The 15,295-nt window shown below is 67.3% G+C and carries 16 protein-coding genes; 4 read left to right on the top strand and 12 right to left on the bottom strand.

All coding sequences use genetic code 11. The annotated features are described in order from the left end of the window. Nucleotides 1-8: 8 nt before the first annotated feature. The 3 genes from O4G76_RS06275 to O4G76_RS06265 are packed head-to-tail and all read right to left on the bottom strand — an operon-like array spanning nt 9 to nt 2,240. The gene (locus O4G76_RS06275; RefSeq protein ID WP_269396511.1) at nt 9-1,022 is read right to left on the bottom strand and encodes an endonuclease/exonuclease/phosphatase family protein; all 1,014 of its coding nucleotides are present in this window, start codon (nt 1,020-1,022) and stop codon (nt 9-11) included. Further along, on the bottom strand, nt 1,022-1,738 hold the full coding sequence (locus O4G76_RS06270; RefSeq protein ID WP_269396510.1) for a molecular chaperone DjiA: 717 nt from the start codon (nt 1,736-1,738) through the stop codon (nt 1,022-1,024). The genes O4G76_RS06275 and O4G76_RS06270 overlap by 1 nt, the downstream gene beginning before the upstream one ends. A 31-nt stretch (nt 1,739-1,769) precedes the next feature. Beyond that, nucleotides 1,770-2,240 (bottom strand): GNAT family N-acetyltransferase, encoded by a 471-nt coding sequence (locus tag O4G76_RS06265; protein ID WP_269396509.1) that lies wholly within the window; start codon nt 2,238-2,240, stop codon nt 1,770-1,772. A 422-nt stretch (nt 2,241-2,662) separates the two neighbouring features. Between O4G76_RS06265 and O4G76_RS06260 the strand changes: the two genes are divergently transcribed. Further along, nucleotides 2,663-3,166 carry a DUF4174 domain-containing protein gene (locus O4G76_RS06260; protein WP_269396508.1) on the top strand — a complete coding sequence of 168 codons (504 nt, stop codon included), beginning with the start codon at nt 2,663-2,665 and terminating at the stop codon, nt 3,164-3,166. A 287-nt stretch (nt 3,167-3,453) separates the two neighbouring features. Here O4G76_RS06260 and O4G76_RS06255 read toward each other — a convergent pair whose 3' ends face one another. The 7 genes from O4G76_RS06255 to betI form a co-directional block, all read right to left on the bottom strand. Further along, a complete protein-coding gene (locus O4G76_RS06255; protein ID WP_106535020.1) occupies nt 3,454-3,663 on the bottom strand; it encodes a hypothetical protein in 210 nt (69 codons plus the stop codon). Between the two features lie 188 nt (nt 3,664-3,851). After that, nucleotides 3,852-4,235, bottom strand: a complete 384-nt coding sequence (locus O4G76_RS06250) for a hypothetical protein (RefSeq protein ID WP_269396507.1) — start codon at nt 4,233-4,235, stop codon at nt 3,852-3,854. Nucleotides 4,236-4,469: 234 nt separating this feature from the next. Further along, nucleotides 4,470-5,147 (bottom strand): thermonuclease family protein, encoded by a 678-nt coding sequence (locus tag O4G76_RS06245; protein ID WP_269396506.1) that lies wholly within the window; start codon nt 5,145-5,147, stop codon nt 4,470-4,472. A gap of 81 nt (nt 5,148-5,228) precedes the next feature. Then, on the bottom strand, nt 5,229-6,884 hold the full coding sequence (betA, locus tag O4G76_RS06240) for a choline dehydrogenase (RefSeq protein ID WP_269396604.1): 1,656 nt from the start codon (nt 6,882-6,884) through the stop codon (nt 5,229-5,231). An 80-nt stretch (nt 6,885-6,964) separates the two neighbouring features. Further along, nucleotides 6,965-8,422, bottom strand: a complete 1,458-nt coding sequence (gene betB, locus O4G76_RS06235; protein WP_269396505.1) for a betaine-aldehyde dehydrogenase — start codon at nt 8,420-8,422, stop codon at nt 6,965-6,967. A gap of 34 nt (nt 8,423-8,456) precedes the next feature. Continuing rightward, nucleotides 8,457-9,968, bottom strand: a complete 1,512-nt coding sequence (gene betC / locus O4G76_RS06230; protein ID WP_269396504.1) for a choline-sulfatase — start codon at nt 9,966-9,968, stop codon at nt 8,457-8,459. Continuing rightward, entirely contained in the window at nt 9,965-10,540 is a 576-nt protein-coding gene (betI, locus tag O4G76_RS06225; RefSeq protein ID WP_269396503.1) for a transcriptional regulator BetI, read from the bottom strand. The genes betC and betI overlap by 4 nt, the downstream gene beginning before the upstream one ends. 111 nt (nt 10,541-10,651) lie before the next feature. Between betI and choX the strand changes: the two genes are divergently transcribed. From choX to choV, 3 genes are all read left to right on the top strand, one after another. Further along, nucleotides 10,652-11,590, top strand: coding sequence for a choline ABC transporter substrate-binding protein (choX, locus tag O4G76_RS06220; RefSeq protein ID WP_269396502.1), 939 nt, complete (start codon nt 10,652-10,654; stop codon nt 11,588-11,590). A 172-nt stretch (nt 11,591-11,762) separates the two neighbouring features. Then, the gene (choW, locus tag O4G76_RS06215; RefSeq protein ID WP_269396501.1) at nt 11,763-12,593 is read left to right on the top strand and encodes a choline ABC transporter permease subunit; all 831 of its coding nucleotides are present in this window, start codon (nt 11,763-11,765) and stop codon (nt 12,591-12,593) included. 7 nt (nt 12,594-12,600) lie between these two features. Continuing rightward, the gene (choV, locus tag O4G76_RS06210; RefSeq protein ID WP_269396500.1) at nt 12,601-13,662 is read left to right on the top strand and encodes a choline ABC transporter ATP-binding protein; all 1,062 of its coding nucleotides are present in this window, start codon (nt 12,601-12,603) and stop codon (nt 13,660-13,662) included. On the opposite strand, the gene O4G76_RS06205 is transcribed toward choV, so the two are convergent. Continuing rightward, on the bottom strand, nt 13,613-14,572 hold the full coding sequence (locus O4G76_RS06205; RefSeq protein ID WP_269396499.1) for a DMT family transporter: 960 nt from the start codon (nt 14,570-14,572) through the stop codon (nt 13,613-13,615). The genes choV and O4G76_RS06205 overlap by 50 nt on opposite strands. A gap of 104 nt (nt 14,573-14,676) precedes the next feature. Next, entirely contained in the window at nt 14,677-15,294 is a 618-nt protein-coding gene (locus O4G76_RS06200) for a LysE/ArgO family amino acid transporter (protein ID WP_085894510.1), read from the bottom strand. Nucleotide 15,295: the final 1 nt, after the last annotated feature.

The raw sequence follows: 15,295 nt of genomic DNA, 5'->3' as shown, positions 1-15,295 counted from the left end.
CGCTGAAGCTAGTCGGCGGCCGGGGTGTTTCCAGTCGGATCGAGGTCGAGCGTGACCGGAAAATGGTCCGAGGCCGCGAGCAGTGCCTCACGCAACTCGGCATCGGCATAGATCGCCGGGTCGTCGAAAGGGTGCCAGATGCGCCAGCGCGGCGCCCGGCCCATCAGGTCGGGCGACACCATCGCGTAGTCGAGAAGCGCCGAGAGGATGCGCCAGTCGGGCGGCACTGCGAAACGCGCGGTGGCAGGCTGCGCCGCGATGGGCTGCGACAGGGCCAGCCGGGCATGCGGATCGTGCAGCCGCCGCTCGGGTGGCTCGCCCTCCCCCAGCACGATCTCCACCCCGGAGCGTCCGAACAGCCGCTCCTGCGCATCGAGACCGGGACCGTCGTTGAAATCCCCCATCACCACGAGGCTGTCGCCCGCATCCAGGTGATCTTCGACGCGCGCTCGCAGCCAGCCGCACTGCGCGAGCTGCTTGCGGCGGTTTTCGATCGCGATGCGCCGCAGGTCGCCGGGGTTCTGCGCGCCGTGGGGGGCCTTGGACTTGGCATGGACCCCGATGAGGCGCAGCGCGACGCCCTCGGCCTCGATCGCCAGCTCGAGCGGCGGCTTGGACCAGCTGATCCGCGTCTCGCCATGGCCTGCCTTGAGATCGAAGCGCGGCGCGCGGGCGCTCTCCCGGGGATCGTGGCGGGCCCGAATGCGGTCGGGATCGTGGAGAAAGGCGATCTCCTGCTGTGTATGGCTGTGAAAGCCGATCAGCGCCTCCCGTGCCCGGAGCCCCGCCCTGGCCGCGAATGTTTCGAGGGCACGGACGCCGCTGCGCTTGCCGCCGGTATCGGGAGCCTCGACCACCACGATCCCATCGGCATCGAGCGCCTGCATCACCACGGCGATGCCGTCGAGCTGCCGCGCCCGGGTGATGCCGTGACGGGCCGAGTCGCCCTCATCATGCAGCATCACGCCCGCATCATCGAACAGCCGGTCGAACCAGGCGACGTTCCACGTCGCCAGTCGCATCAGGCGCGGTTCCCCTCGCCACCCGGCGCCATGGCATGGCCCTGCCCCGCCTCGATCCGTTCCCAGGCGCGGTTGGCGGCGATCAGACGGCTTTCGGCCAGCTTCATCGCCTCCTCCGGCAAGCCCCGCGCGGCGAGCCGGTCGGGATGGGTTTCGCGCACGATGGCGCGCCAAGCGCTGCGAGCGGCATCGCGCCCTTCGTCGGGGGTCACGCCGAGGACATCCCACGGATCGGGCTCGCAATCCGGCACGAATCGCGCGCGCAGCCGCGCGAAGGCCCGCGCATCGATCTCGAAGATCTCGGCGACGCGTTTGAGAAAGGCGTTCTCCGCCGGGTGGTAGTCGCCATCCGCGAGCGCGATGTGAAACAGCCCCTCCATCAGGTCGCAAAGCGGCCCCTTCTCGCCCCCGAACATCGCGGCGATCTTGCGGGCGTAATCCTCGAATCCCGCCACGTCGGTGCGCGCGATGTTGAACACCCGAGCGGCATTGGCCTCCTCCTCGGGCGGGATCGTAAAGACCTCGCGGAAGGCCGCGACCTCGCCGCGCGTCACCTGACCGTCGGCCTTGGCCATCTTTGCGCCCAGAGCGATCACCGCGATGGCGAAGGCCACCGAACGTTCGGGCGGCGTGCGCAGCCGGTCGAAGATCGAGGCGAGGCTTTCGCCCTGCCTCAACGCGGCGATGATCTCGGCTATGCGGGTCCAGATCGACATGGGGCCACCTTAGCGCCGCGTTGCGGCATTGTCAGAGTCGTTTCTGCAGGATCGCGAGGTCGAGCCAACGGCCGAACTTGCGCCCCACCTCGGGCATGGTGCCGGTGCGCACGAAGCCCATGCGTTCGTGAAAGGCGATGCCGGCCGTGTTTTCCGCCGTAACGCAGGCCACCATGACGTGCTTGTCCGCCTCCCGGGCGGTCTCGAAAAGCCGCTGCATCATCGCCTGACCGACGCCGCGCCCCTGCAGGCCGGAGGCGAGCAGGATCGTGTGCTCGACGGTATGACGGTAGCCGTCCGTGCCGCGAAACGGAAACCAGCGGGCCATGCCTTTCACCCCATCCTCGTCCCAGACGAAAAAGGGATCGCCGGACAGGGTAATCTCGGCGATCTCTGCCTCGCTGCGCTCGGTCGCGTTGAAGATCGAAGTGGTTTCGCGGATCACCCGGTTCCAAATGGCGGAAAGGGCGGGCGCATCGTCTGGCGTGGCGGGGCGGATCATCTCGCGGGGCTCCGAAGGGCGGGTGACGTCGGACCCTGTGATGTCGCGTCCCGCCGGGCGCCGCAAGAGCCCTGTGGGTCGCGGGCGGGTGTCTTGCCTTCATATCGGGAATGCGAACCGACGGGCATGGTACTGCATGGGGAGGCGCCGTCTCCCTGATCAAGCTAGCCCGGCACCAACACGGCCAACCTTGCTCGCGACACGGAAGCGTTCGGTGCTGTGGCGAACACGTACCAGGGGGTTCATGCTTGGAGCTGAGGCGGGCGACCTTTTTCTCGGCCGAGCATGCGCCCTCTGCGATACCGCAATCTCGGTAGTCGGCGATCTTTCTTTCCGATCCCGAAACGGGACGTTGCGCCCTACCCCGCACCGTTTGTCGCAGCACCCTTCGCGTGAGCGACATTCGCGCCTATGTTGAGGGCATGACACAGTTTCATTCCCTGTTCGCGCTCCTCGCCCTGCTTTGGGCCGCCCCCCTCGCCGCGGCACAGGAGGCGCCGGAGCTTCTGGAGCGCTGGCAGGAAGAGCCGCGCGCGGCCTACCCGGTGGGCGAGGCGGAGCTGGAGGATTTCGAGTTTCGCGCCCGCCCCATCATCGTCTTCGCCGACGGGCCGGGCGATCCGCAGTTCGAGCGGCAGATGGGGTTTCTGGCGGAGCGGATCGACGAGTTGGCGGCGCGCGACGTGATCGTCCTGATCGACACCGCCCCCGAGGCGCGCAGCCCGATCCGCCGGGCGCTGCGCCCGCGCGGCTTCGCGGTGATCTTGATCGGCAAGGACGGGCGCATCGCGCAACGCAAGCCCGCCCCCTTCACGGGACGCGAGTTGATTCATGCGATCGACAAGCTGCCGCTGCGCCAGCAGGAGATCCGCGACGCCAACCGCCCCGTGGGCGGGGCGGGCGCTCAGGCATTGGAGACGCGGTAGTACCTCTGCGACACGACCGGCTAGTTGCCTGGGCCCTTACGGGGCAATGGCGGTTCACCCGAACCACACGCGATTCGAAGCGGAATGTTCGAGCCGCAGCCTCGGCTTTCCTTTTTAGGGACGTAGAAACCGGTAGGAGAGCCTCTTGTCGGCATCGTGATAGATAACGGCGGAGCGGAACGCGCCCCGGCATTATCTCGATCCCGAGACGAAAAGAACCGCCGAGGTTTCCCCCGGCGGCCCTGAAGATCAATCGCCTCCGACCAAGGCCGGAAGGCGCGGTGCGCTTAGTAGCAGCCGGCCGCGTTCGGGTTGGTCACGCAGGGCGCGATGCCGCCGATCGCACCGCCGACCAGCGCGCCGGTCACGGCGTCTTCGCCAGTCAGTTCGGCAGCGGCAGCGCCAGCCAGCGCACCGGTGGCTGCACGCTCGCCGGGGGTCGCGCCACAGGCAGCGAGGGTGGCGGCGACGCCGAGCGCGCCGAAGAGTTTGAACATGGATGCCATTCTTGGTCTCCGAAAATGAATGGTTGTGCCCCAGATGAAGACGTCACTGCCACTTCGCAGAGGCCTGTGCAAGTGAGACCGGCGCGGCTCGGGTCGCGTCCGGGTCCTGAGCCGGGGCATGGGCGACAACCCGCCGCCCCGTGGGGGAGATTTTCTCCCGAACCCGGTTCGCGAGGTCTCTACCAATCCTCGTCTTCGACCTCGTCATCGTCGTCGCTCTCGCCGAACACGTCCGGAAAGGAGCGCCGCGCCTGCGCCACGTCGATGCGCAGCAGCGCGTCGTAATCCTGCGGGTCGAAGGGGTCCTCGGCGGGTACCACCTCGCGGCCGAAGAGCCAGCTCAGCCGCCCGGCGTCGAGATTGCCACGCACGAAAGGCTCCTCGCCGAAATGCGCCCAAAGCGCGGCCATGAAGCCCTCGTCGGCGCGGCGATCGGGCGGGCGGCGGTCGCGAAAGCGCTCGCGGCGGATGATCTTGGTCGGACCCTCCTTGGCGGCGCGGCGGATGGTGAACTGGAAATCGGTGCCGGGCAGCCGGCCGGGAAATCCGCGATGCTTTTCCATGTCAGTCAAGTCCTCGGGCTGCGCCGCGTCGGGTGCGGCAGACCGGCTGATAGCCCGCCACGCGCCGCCGCACCATCCCGTGCAGCGCATTCCCTCGGCCCAAGCACGCGAGATGAGAGGCAGAATGCCGGGATGGTCCCTGCCCTGCATCATCCCGGAGAACATTTCTCGCTCCTGCTCCGAACCAATCGGGCTCCAGTCACAAGGGGCGCGCCGCCCCGAGGCCGGGACCTATCAGCTTCCGGCGGGACGCCAGCCTGCGCGGCGGGCCTCGCTCTCATTACAGAACCAGCGCTCGCCCGCGCTGGTGTCGATCTTGGTGCGTCCGTAAAGCGGATCGCCCGGCATATGATAGATACGGCCCCGGCTTGAGACGTTGCCCTTGATGGCGCATCCGCCGGCCTCGACACGTTCCTGCGTGGGCACGGAGGCTGCCTGGCCCTCGCGCTTGGCACGCCGCCAGTCCCATGGAGCTTCGACCTCACCGCGCCAGATGCCCCGTCCTGCCTGCCGCGCGGCGGCCTCGCTTTGCACATAGGCGTCGGAATATTCGACATAGGCCAAGGCCAGCCCCTCGGAGACCAGCGCCTCACCGATATCGGTGCCATCCACCGCGCAGCGCGCAACGATGCGCTCGTAGCGATCTATATCGACGGTCTCGCAGACCGCCTTGCGGCCTGCAAAGCGCAGCGAGGCTTCCTGCGTGACCCAATCACCGCAGTCCCATTGCGCCCCCGATCCGGTGCCGCAGCTCTGCGCGTTCTCTGGTGCATCGACGCCGTGCAGCCGCACCCGCGCGCCGCCCACATCGATCGTGTCGCCATCGATCACGGAGATGCGTCCCGCAGGACCGGTGGGAGCAGGCTCGGTAGAGCACAACCCGAGCAGGGCGAGGATCGCGAAACAGGCCATGCCGGAGATCTCGGCGCTTTCGAGGCCTCCGGCAAGTGTTTCGTTAACTTTAAATTAGGAACTTCGTGCTCCAGGCGAAAATCACCGTTGCGCCACACGCCATGCGGGGTGAATCCACGGTTTTTCATCCAAAGCGGCGAGGCTGCGGCCGAGGATGTGGTCCGATGCCTTTTCCCCCACCATGATCGAAGGAGCGTTGAGGTTGCCATTGGTGATGCGTGGAAAGATCGAACTGTCGGCCACGCGCAGGCCCTCGACCCCGATCACCCGGCATTCGGGATCGACCACCGCGCCCGTATCCTCCGCCGCGCCCATCCGGCAGGTGCCGCAGGGGTGGTACGCGCTCTCGACATGTTCGCGGATCGCGTCGTTCAACTGCTCGTCGGTCTGGACATCATCCCCCGGAAGGATCTCGTGACCGCGATAGGGTGCGAAGGCGCGCTGACCGAAGATCTCGCGGGTCAGGCGGATGCAGATCCTGAAGTCCTCCCAATCCTTCTCGGTCGACATGTAGTTGAACAGGATCTTCGGCGCCTCGGCGGGATCGGCGGATGCCAAGGTTACCTGCCCGCGCGAATCCGAACGCATTGGGCCGACATGGGCCTGAAATCCATGCCCTTCGGCGGCCGCCTGCCCGTCATAGCGCACAGCCATGGGCAGGAAGTGATACTGGATGTCCGGATATTCGACGCCCGCGCGCGAGCGGATGAAGCCTGCGCTCTCGAACTGGTTCGAGGCGCCGAGACCCGAGCGTGTCAGCATCCATTGCGTGCCGACCTTGCCCTTGCCCCAGAGGTTCCAGTGGCTGAACAGCGAGACCGGTTGCGTCGCGGCCATCTGGATATACATCTCGAGATGATCCTGCAGGTTACGGCCGACGCCCGGGCGATCGGCGACGACTGCGATGCCGTGCTCGGACAGATGTGCGGCCGGGCCGATGCCCGACAGCATCAGCAGCTTGGGCGAGTTGATCGACGAGGCCGCGATGATCACCTCGGCGCGCGCCCGTATCACCTCGGTCTTCGACCCGCGACTTATCTCCACGCCCCTCGCGCGGCCCTCTTCGATCACCACGCGATGCGCGAGGCCGCGCAGAAGCGTGCAGTTGTCGCGCTTGAGCGCAGGACGCAGATAGGCATTGGCGGCGGACCAGCGGGTCCCCTGCCAGATCGTCGCCTCCATGGGTCCGAAGCCTTCCTGCTTCTCGCCGTTGTAATCGTCGGTGAGTGGGTAGCCCGCCTGCCCGCCGGCCTCGACGAAGGCGCGGGTCAACGGGTTGTCGCGCGGTCCGCGTGTGACATGGAGCGGTCCGTCATGCCCCCGGCGGGCGGGATCACCCCCATGGCCCCCGTCATGCCAGTTTTCCATCCGTTTGAAATAGGGAAGCACGGAGGCGTAGTCCCAGCCCTTGGCTCCCAACTCGGACCAGGTATCGAAATCGCGCGCATGGCCGCGCACATAGACCATGCCGTTGATCGAGGACGAGCCACCGATCACTTTGCCGCGCGGGGTCGCCAGGCGCCGGCCACCCAGATGAGGTTCGGGCTCGGAGCGATAGCCCCAATCGTAGCGCGACATGTTCATTGGGTAGCTCAGCGCGCCGGGCATCTGGATGAACGGCCCGGCATCGGTACCACCATGCTCGATGACGATAACGCTGCGCCCCGCCTCGGACAGGCGATAGGCCATGGTACAGCCGGCGCTGCCGGCTCCGACGATCACGTAATCCGCTTCCATGCTGGTCATCCATGTCCTGCCGGACCGGACATTTGGAAATGTCCGGTCCGGATTATTGCAATAATCCGGCTCTCGGCCGCTCAGAAGGGCGCTTCGACCGCACCCATCGCCACGTAGACGGTCTTGAGCTGGCTCCAGTGCTCGATCGCCACCTGTCCGTTCTCACGCCCTACGCCGGACATCTTCATGCCGCCGAAGGGCGCCTCGACCGGCGTCAGATTGTAGGTGTTGATCCAGCACGACCCCGCCTGAAGCCCCGCTACCATCCGGTGCGCGCGAGCGAGATCGCGGGTGAAGACACCGGCGGAGAGGCCATAAATCGTGGCATTGGCGCGCTCGAGCACCTCCTCTTCGGTCGCGAAACCGAACACCGACATGACCGGGCCGAAGATCTCTTCGCGCGCGATGGTCATGTCGTCCTCGACATCGGCGAAGACCGTGGGTTCGATCCAGAAGCCGGCGCCCTCGGGGCGACCGCCACCGGCGACGAGGCGCGCGCCTTCCTCGCTTCCCTTGGCGATGAACCCCTCGACGATCTCGCGCTGGCGCTCGGAGACCATCGGCCCGAAATTGGTTTCCTCATCGAGCGGATCCCCCGCTTTCACCCCCTTCAGCCGTTCGCTCAGCCGCTTGAGGAAGGCCTCCCGGATGCCGTCCTGCACGAAGACGCGGGTGCCGTTGGAGCAGACCTGACCCGTCGAGTAGAAGTTCGCGTTGATCGCCGCGGAGACCGCATCCTCGAGGCTGGCATCGTCGAAGATGACGAGCGGCGACTTGCCTCCAAGCTCCATCGTCACCGACTTCATGCCCGAAGCGGCGGCCGAGTAGACCTTGCGCCCCGTCGGCACCGAACCGGTGAGCGAAACCTTGGCCACGCGCTCGTCCTCGACGAGTTGCGCGCCTACCTCGCCATAGCCCTGCACCACGTTGAACACGCCCGGCGGTGCGCCCGCTTCCAGCAGGATCTCGGCCACCTTGAGCGCCGAGAGCGGCGTGGTCTCGGAGGGCTTGAACACCATGGTGTTGCCGCAGGCGAGCGCGGGCGCGGCCTTCCAGCAGGCGATCTGGGTGGGATAGTTCCACGCGCCGATCCCCACTGCCACGCCCAGCGCCTCGCGGCGGGTATAGACGAAGTCCTCGCCCATCTGGATGTGCTCGCCCGACAGCGTCGCGGCCAGACCGCCGAAATATTCCAGCGCGTCGGCACCCGAGGTGGCGTCGGCCACCAGCGTTTCCTGCAACGGCTTGCCGGTGTCCTTCGTCTCCAGCTCCGACAGTTCGCGGTTGCGGGCGCGCATGATGTCGGCGGCGCGGCGCAGGATGCGGCCGCGCTCGGTTCCGGTCATCGCCGCCCAGGCAGGTTGCGCCCGCCTGGCTGCCGCCAGAGCCCGATCGACGAGAGCGGGCGTCGCCGAATGCAGCGTGGCGATGGTTTCCCCGGTGGCCGGGTAGATCACGGGAATGGCCGCGCCGCTGTCGTCCTCGACATAGGCGCCGTCGATGAAGTGGCTGGCCTCGGGTTGGGTCGGATAGGTCATGACTGCGTGCTTTCGCAAAGGTGAAAGGGAGCGCTCACTCGCCGCGTGGATAGCGCTGGCTCTCCTCGAGAATGTTCAGGTCCATGTGGTTGCGCATGTATCGCTCGGAAGCGGCGCGCAGCGGCTGGTAGTCCCACGGGTAGTAGCCGCCCTGGCGCAGCGCTTCGTAAACCACCCAGCGGCGGGCCTGGCTCTGGCGTACCTGGGCATCGGCGAGATCGAGGTTCCAGCGCTCCGCGGCCATGGCCCGAAACCGCTCGAGCGTCTCGGCATGGGCGGGATCGGCGGCGAGGTTGGATCGCTCGGCCGGATCGGCCTCGAGATCGAAGAGCTGTTCGGGATCGACCGGACAGGCGGTGTATTTGAAGCGCCCCTCGCGCAGGGCGATCATCGGCGCGATCGAACCTTCGGCGGCGTATTCCATCGCCACGGGCGTCTGGCGTTTCGCGCCCTGCCCGAGCGGCACGAGGCTTTCGCCATCGGTCCAGGGCGTGACTTCGGACATGTCGACGCCGGCGAGATCGCACAGCGTCGGGGTCACGTCGATGGCCGAGACCGGGTCGGTGACGAGAGCAGGCTCCATGCCGGCGGCCGAGATCATCAGCGGCACCCGTGCCGAGCCCTCGAAGAAGCTCATCTTGAACCACAGCCCGCGGTCCCCGAGCATGTCGCCATGGTCCGAGACGAAGACCACGATCGCCTCCTGTCGCGTGTCCTCGAGCACCTGCAAAAGCTCGCCCAGCTTGTCGTCGACATAGCTGATATTGGCGAAGTAGCCCTGCCGGGCCCGGCGGACCTGCTCTTGCGTGATCTCGAAGCTGTTCGCGTCGCAGGCGTCCCAGAGCCGCTTCGAATGCGGATCCATCTGCTGGTAGGGGATCGCCTCACCCGGCGCGTCGAGATGGTCGCAATCGTTGTAGAGGTCCCAGTATTTGCGCCGCGCCACGTAGGGATCATGCGGATGGGTGAAGCTCACCGTCAGGCACCAGGGCCGCGCGTCATGGCCGCGCGCCAGATCGTAGAGCTTGGTCTTGGCCTGATGCGCGACATCGTCGTCATATTCGAGCTGGTTGGTGATCTCGGCGACCCCGGCGCCGGTGACCGATCCGAGGTTGTGATACCACCAGTCGATCCGCTCGCCCGGCTTGCGCCAATCCGGGGTCCAGCCGAAATCGGCGGGGTAGATGTCGGTGGTGAGCCGCTCCTCGAAGCCGTGCAGCTGGTCGGGACCGACGAAATGCATCTTGCCCGACAGGCAGGTCTGCCAGCCGGCGCGGCGCAGGTGATGCGCAAAGGTCGGGATGTCCGAGGGGAACTCGGCGGCGTTGTCGTAGACGCCGGTGCGGAACGGCAGCTGGCCCGACATGAAGGATGCCCGCCCCGGCGCGCAGAGCGGGCTGCCGGTATAGGCATTGGCGAAGCGGGTCGAGCGCGCGGCGAGCTTCTTGAGGTTCGGCGCGTGCAGCCAGTCTGCCGGACCGTCGGGGAACAGCGTTCCGTTCAGCTGGTCGGCCATGACGATGAGGATGTTGCGGGTCGGTGTCATTTCAGCTCCAGTTCGAGCGCGGCGAGCAATTGCCTCGTGGCGGCGGGGCCATCGGCCGGACCGCCCGCGAGTCCCTGCTTCAGATACATCCCGTCGATCAGTGCCGCGAGACGCTCCGCCGCGTCCATCGCCCCGGCCCCCAGCAGCGGGCGCAGGTCATGCGCGAGATTCGCCCGCAGCCGCCGGTGATAGATCCGCAGCAGGCGCGCCGCCTGCTCCGAAGTCCGCGCCAGGACGTAGAAGTTGAGCCAGGCCGCGATCACCTCGGAGCGGAAGTTCGAGGGGCCGAAATTGGCCCGCAGGATCGCCGCGACGCGGGCACGCGGATCGCCCTTCGCCGCGATCAGCGCCTCGCGCACCTCGGTGGAATACTCGGCCAGCAGGTGTCGCATCGCGGCCAGGAATATCCGCTCCTTGTTGCCGAAATAGTGATGCGCCAGCGCCGAGGACATGCCGGCGCGGCGGGCGATCTGCGCCACCGTGACGTCGAGCGAACCCTGCGCGCCGATCTCCTCGATCGTCGCTTTGATCAATGCAGAGCGCCGTATAGGTTCCATCCCGAGCTTGGGCATCAAGGGTCTCCGATCCGCCCCGGCCCAATGACCGGGTTGCAACCGTGACCCTAATAGGGTTTTTATTGACGCGTCAATCAAGAACCCGGAACAGCAGAGAGGACGACTTCGATGAAGCTTCGCACCATGATCAGCGCAGTTGCGCTGACCACCGCCGCCACCGGCGCGTTCGCCCAAGACGCAGCCGAGTGCCGCGACATCGTGATGTCGGATGTGGGCTGGACCGACATCACCGCCACCACGGCGACCACCGCCATCGTGCTCGAGGCGCTGGGCTACGAGCCCGAGATCAAGGTGCTCTCGGTGCCCGTCACCTTCACCTCGATGTCGGATGGCGACATCGACGTGTTCCTGGGCAACTGGATGCCGACCCAGTCGAGCGAGATCGCGCCCTATACCGAGGATGGCAGCATCGAGACGGTGCACAAGAACCTCACCGGCGCGAAGTACACGTTGGCGACCAACGCCGCGGGCGCCGCGCTGGGCATCGCGAACTACGCCGACATCGCCGAGCATGCCGAGGCGCTCGACAACACCATCTACGGCATCGAGCCGGGCAATGACGGCAACCAGTTGATCCTCGAGATGATCGAGACCGACGCCTTCGGGCTGGGCGATTTCGAAGTCAAGGAAAGCTCCGAGCAGGGCATGCTGGCGCAGGTCGACCGCGCCTCCAAGCGCGACGAGCCGGTGATCTTCCTCGGCTGGGAACCGCACCCGATGAACGCCAATTACGACATGACCTATCTCGAGGGCGGCGACGACTGGTTCGGCCCCAATCTCGGCGGCGCCGAGGTCTATACCGTGACCCGGCAGGGTCTCAGCGAGGAGTGCCCCAATCTCGGCACCTTCCTCACCAATCTCGAATTCACGCTCGAGATGGAGAACGAGATCATGGGCTCGATCCTCAATGACGGAATGGACCCGCGCGATGCCGCGCAGGAATGGCTCGCCGCCAACCCGCAGGCCGTCGAGCCTTGGCTCGAAGGCGTGACCACGCTGGACGGCTCCGAGGCCCTGCCCGCCGTGCAAGGCGCGATCGAAGGCTGATCCGCGCCTCGAAAGGGCGCGCCACCGCGCGCCCCTGCCTCGGCCCCGATCGGGGCCGAGCTCTGGTTTTCCGGCCGCCTGACGCGGTCCCCGCCCATCCGATCCGCGGCCCTCAGCGCCGCCTTCCCGACACGGAGACACCGATGACCCGACCGATCCGAGGCGCCGTCCCATGGAACTGACCATTCCCAAGATTCCCGTGGGTGACTGGGCCGCCGACGGCTTCGATTGGCTCGAAACCAACCTCGCCATCGTGTTCGACACGCTCTCGATGCTGCTCGAGGCGATGATCGAGGGCATCCTGTGGCTCCTGCAGACGCCGCCCGAGCTGCTCGTTATCGCCGTCTTCGTCGGCCTTACCTACGCCTTGCAGCGGCGCTGGCAGCCGGCGCTTCTGGTGGCGCTGGGCTTCCTGTTCGTGCTGAACCAGGGCTACTGGGAGGAGACGAGCGAGAGCCTGACGCTGGTGCTGTCGGCCTGCGTCGTCTGCATGGGCGTCGGCGTGCCGATCGGCATCGCCGTGGCGCACCGCCCCAAGCTCTACGCCTGGGTCGCGCCCGTGCTTGACCTGATGCAGACGCTGCCGACCTTCGTCTACCTGATCCCGGCGATCGTCTTCTTCGGCATCGGCATGGTGCCCGGCCTGATCGCCACGGTGATCTTCGTGCTGCCCGCGCCGATCCGCCTGACCCAGCTCGGCATCTCCAACACGCCGACCGCGCTGGTCGAGGCGGCGCAGGCCTTTGGCGCGACGCCGCGCCAGCTGCTGTGGAAGGTCGAGCTGCCCTCGGCGTTTCCGCAGATCATGACCGGGCTGAACCAGACCATCATGCTGTCGCTGTCGATGGTCGTCATCGCCGCGCTTGTCGGCGCCGACGGTCTCGGCGTGCCGGTGGTGCGCGCGCTCAACTCGGTCAACACCGCGCTCGGCTTCGAGAGCGGCTTCGTGATCGTCGTGGTCGCCATCATGCTCGACCGCGCGCTGCGCGTGAAGCGAGGGTAAGTAAGACATGTCAGACAACACCCCCCGCAGCACCGGCAAACGCAACGCCGTGGAGTTCGATGCCGTCAACATCGTCTTCGGCGACCGTCCCGAGGCGGCGCTGCCGCTGATGGACGAAGGGCTCGAGCGCCCCGAGATCGCCGAAAGGACCGACCAGGTTCTCGGCGTTCACGACTGCACGCTCGACGTGCCCGAGGCGGAGATCCTCGTGCTCATGGGCCTTTCGGGCTCGGGCAAGTCGACGCTCCTGCGCGCCGTCAACGGGCTCAACCCCGTGGTGCGCGGCGACGTCCGCGTGCGCATGAACGGCGAGATGACCTCGGTCACGCAGGCCAACAAGAAGACGCTGCGCGAGATTCGCCTGCACCACGTCGCCATGGTGTTCCAGCAATTCGGCCTGCTGCCGTGGCGCAGCGTGCGCGACAATGTGGGCCTCGGGCTGGAGCTGGGCGGCATGAGCCGCGCCGAGCGCCGCGACCGGGTCGAGACCGAGCTGGAAATGGTCGGTCTCGCCGATCGGGCCGACGCGCTGGTCGGCGAGCTTTCGGGCGGCATGCAGCAGCGTGTCGGTCTTGCCCGCGCCTTTGCCACCGACGCGCCGATCCTCTTGATGGACGAGCCTTTCTCGGCGCTCGACCCGCTGATCCGTTCGCGGCTGCAAGACGAGCTTCTGGACCTGCAGGCGCGCAAGCAGCGCACCATCATCTTCGTCAGCCACGATCTCGACGAGGCGTTCAAGCTCGGCAACCGTATCGCCATCATGGAGGGCGGGCGTATCGTGCAGGCCGGCACCCCGCGCGAGATCTTCACGCGGCCCGCGAACGGCTACGTGCGCGATTTCGTGGCGCATATGAACCCGCTCGGCGTGCTCTGCGCCCGCGACGTGATGGACCCGGACGCCAAGCTCGCCGCCGAGGGCCGGGTCACGGCAGACACGCCGATCCTCGAGGTGATGGCGCTGATCCACGCCACGCCCGCGCCGCTCGACGTGACCGAGGATGGCCGGGTGATCGGTCAGGTCAGCCCCGGCTCGATCCTCGAGCGTCTCGGCCAGATGCCCGCCGACTGAGCACCGCCTCGGGCGTGGCGGCAGTCGCCGCCCGCCGCGCCCGGGTTTCGCGCCAGCTGATGAACAGCACCGATCCCATGATGATCGCGCCACCCAGAACGGTGAAGGAATCCACCGGCTCGCCGAACAGCAGCGCCCCGAGCAGCACGGCCCAGACCAGCTGCAGAAAGGTCACCGGCTGCGTGACCGTGAGCGGCGCCGAGGCGAAGGCACGCGTCATCGCGTAATGCCCGCCGGTGCCGAGCCCCGCAGCAAGGAACAGAAACACCAGATCGCCGGCGGCCGGCGCCGCCCAGACCGGCAGCGCGAATGGCAGTAGCCCCAGCGGCACCATCAGCGACAGCATCGCCACGATCACCTCCGGCGACAGGTCCTCCGACAGGCGTTTGACCACCAGATAGCCAGAGGCGATCAGCATCGCCGTCCCCATCATCGCCACGTGACCGGGATCGATCTCGCGCAAGCCGGGGCGCAGCACCACGAAGGCCCCGATAAAGGCCGCGCCCACCGCCGCGAGACGGCGCGGCGGCAGCGCCTCGCCCATCAGGAGCGCCGCGCCGACCGTCACCCAGATCGGGTTGAGGTAGTTGATCGCCGTCACGTCGCCCAAGGGGATGCGGGCGATGGCGTAGAACCACAGCCCGACCCCGCAGCTATGCAGCACCGCGCGCAGGCTGAGCAGTCGCCAGTGCCGCGCCGTGATCCGGGCCCGTCGCAAGGCGGGCAGCATCGGCAGCAGGAAGGGCAGGCCCAGCGCGAAGCGCAGCAACGCCGTCTGCGCCGCCGGAAGCGCCGTGCCCACCGATTTGATCAGCACCGTCATGCCGACGAAGCACAGCCCGGCGGCCACCATCCAGCCGATCCCGGCAATGGGCGAGCCCTCGCTGCGCATGATGGATGCTGTCGTCATGCAAATCTCCTCGCGCCACCTGATGGCAAAGCGTATGGGGATGCAAGCCCGGCCGTCGGGCATGGCGGGGCCGGGTCATGCGTATTTGCGGAACAAAGTAGCCTTCAGCCGCCCAGCACCAAACCGGCGGCAATGCTCCACATCACCAGCGCGATGCCCGCATCGAGCAGGCGCCAGGCGGTGGGCTTCGCGAAGACGGGGCGCAACAGCCGCGCCCCATAGCCCAAGGCGAAGAAGAACAGGAAGGACGCGGTGACGGCACCGCTTCCGAAGGCCCAGACCCGCCCTTCGAAGCGTGAGGCGATCGATCCCAGCAGCACCAGAGTGTCCAGATAGACATGGGGGTTGAGCCAGGTCAGCGCGAGACAGGTCAGCACCGCGCGGCGCAGGCCCGCCGTGCCCTCCTCCGCGGCCCGAAGCGCGGCCCCACCCCTCCACGCGGCCAAGGCCGCCTTGGCGCCATAGACCAGCAGGAAGGCCGCGCCGCCCCAGCGCAGCAACGGCGCGATCCAAGGCGCGGCCTCGGCCAGCGCCGCGAAGCCCGAGACACCGGCGGTGATCAGCACCGCGTCCGACAGCGCGCAGGTCAGCACCACCGCCAGCACGTGGTCGCCCCTGAGCCCTTGGCGCAGCACGAAGGCGTTCTGCGCCCCGATGGCGAGGATCAGCGACAGCCCGAGCGCGAGCCCGGCGGCAAAGGCGGAGAGCAAAGCGGCATCCATG

Source organism: Limimaricola sp. G21655-S1 (assembly GCF_027213785.1).
GTDB lineage: Bacteria > Pseudomonadota > Alphaproteobacteria > Rhodobacterales > Rhodobacteraceae > Limimaricola.
Note: the sequence above shows the minus strand (reverse complement) of the source record. Positions and strands in the feature narration are given on the sequence as shown.

Excerpts from the sequence above, each read along its gene's own strand:
- O4G76_RS06275 (WP_269396511.1), bottom strand. The coding sequence starts at position 1,022 with ATGCGACTGGCGACGTGGAACGTCGCCTGGTTCGACCGGCTGTTCGAT.
- O4G76_RS06270 (WP_269396510.1), bottom strand. The coding sequence starts at position 1,738 with ATGTCGATCTGGACCCGCATAGCCGAGATCATCGCCGCGTTGAGGCAG.
- O4G76_RS06265 (WP_269396509.1), bottom strand. The coding sequence starts at position 2,240 with ATGATCCGCCCCGCCACGCCAGACGATGCGCCCGCCCTTTCCGCCATT.
- O4G76_RS06260 (WP_269396508.1), top strand. The coding sequence starts at position 2,663 with ATGACACAGTTTCATTCCCTGTTCGCGCTCCTCGCCCTGCTTTGGGCC.
- O4G76_RS06255 (WP_106535020.1), bottom strand. The coding sequence starts at position 3,663 with ATGTTCAAACTCTTCGGCGCGCTCGGCGTCGCCGCCACCCTCGCTGCC.
- O4G76_RS06250 (WP_269396507.1), bottom strand. The coding sequence starts at position 4,235 with ATGGAAAAGCATCGCGGATTTCCCGGCCGGCTGCCCGGCACCGATTTC.
- O4G76_RS06245 (WP_269396506.1), bottom strand. The coding sequence starts at position 5,147 with ATGGCCTGTTTCGCGATCCTCGCCCTGCTCGGGTTGTGCTCTACCGAG.
- betA (WP_269396604.1), bottom strand. The coding sequence starts at position 6,884 with ATGGAAGCGGATTACGTGATCGTCGGAGCCGGCAGCGCCGGCTGTACC.
- betB (WP_269396505.1), bottom strand. The coding sequence starts at position 8,422 with ATGACCTATCCGACCCAACCCGAGGCCAGCCACTTCATCGACGGCGCC.
- betC (WP_269396504.1), bottom strand. The coding sequence starts at position 9,968 with ATGACACCGACCCGCAACATCCTCATCGTCATGGCCGACCAGCTGAAC.
- betI (WP_269396503.1), bottom strand. The coding sequence starts at position 10,540 with ATGCCCAAGCTCGGGATGGAACCTATACGGCGCTCTGCATTGATCAAA.
- choX (WP_269396502.1), top strand. The coding sequence starts at position 10,652 with ATGAAGCTTCGCACCATGATCAGCGCAGTTGCGCTGACCACCGCCGCC.
- choW (WP_269396501.1), top strand. The coding sequence starts at position 11,763 with ATGGAACTGACCATTCCCAAGATTCCCGTGGGTGACTGGGCCGCCGAC.
- choV (WP_269396500.1), top strand. The coding sequence starts at position 12,601 with ATGTCAGACAACACCCCCCGCAGCACCGGCAAACGCAACGCCGTGGAG.
- O4G76_RS06205 (WP_269396499.1), bottom strand. The coding sequence starts at position 14,572 with ATGACGACAGCATCCATCATGCGCAGCGAGGGCTCGCCCATTGCCGGG.
- O4G76_RS06200 (WP_085894510.1), bottom strand. The coding sequence starts at position 15,294 with ATGGATGCCGCTTTGCTCTCCGCCTTTGCCGCCGGGCTCGCGCTCGGG.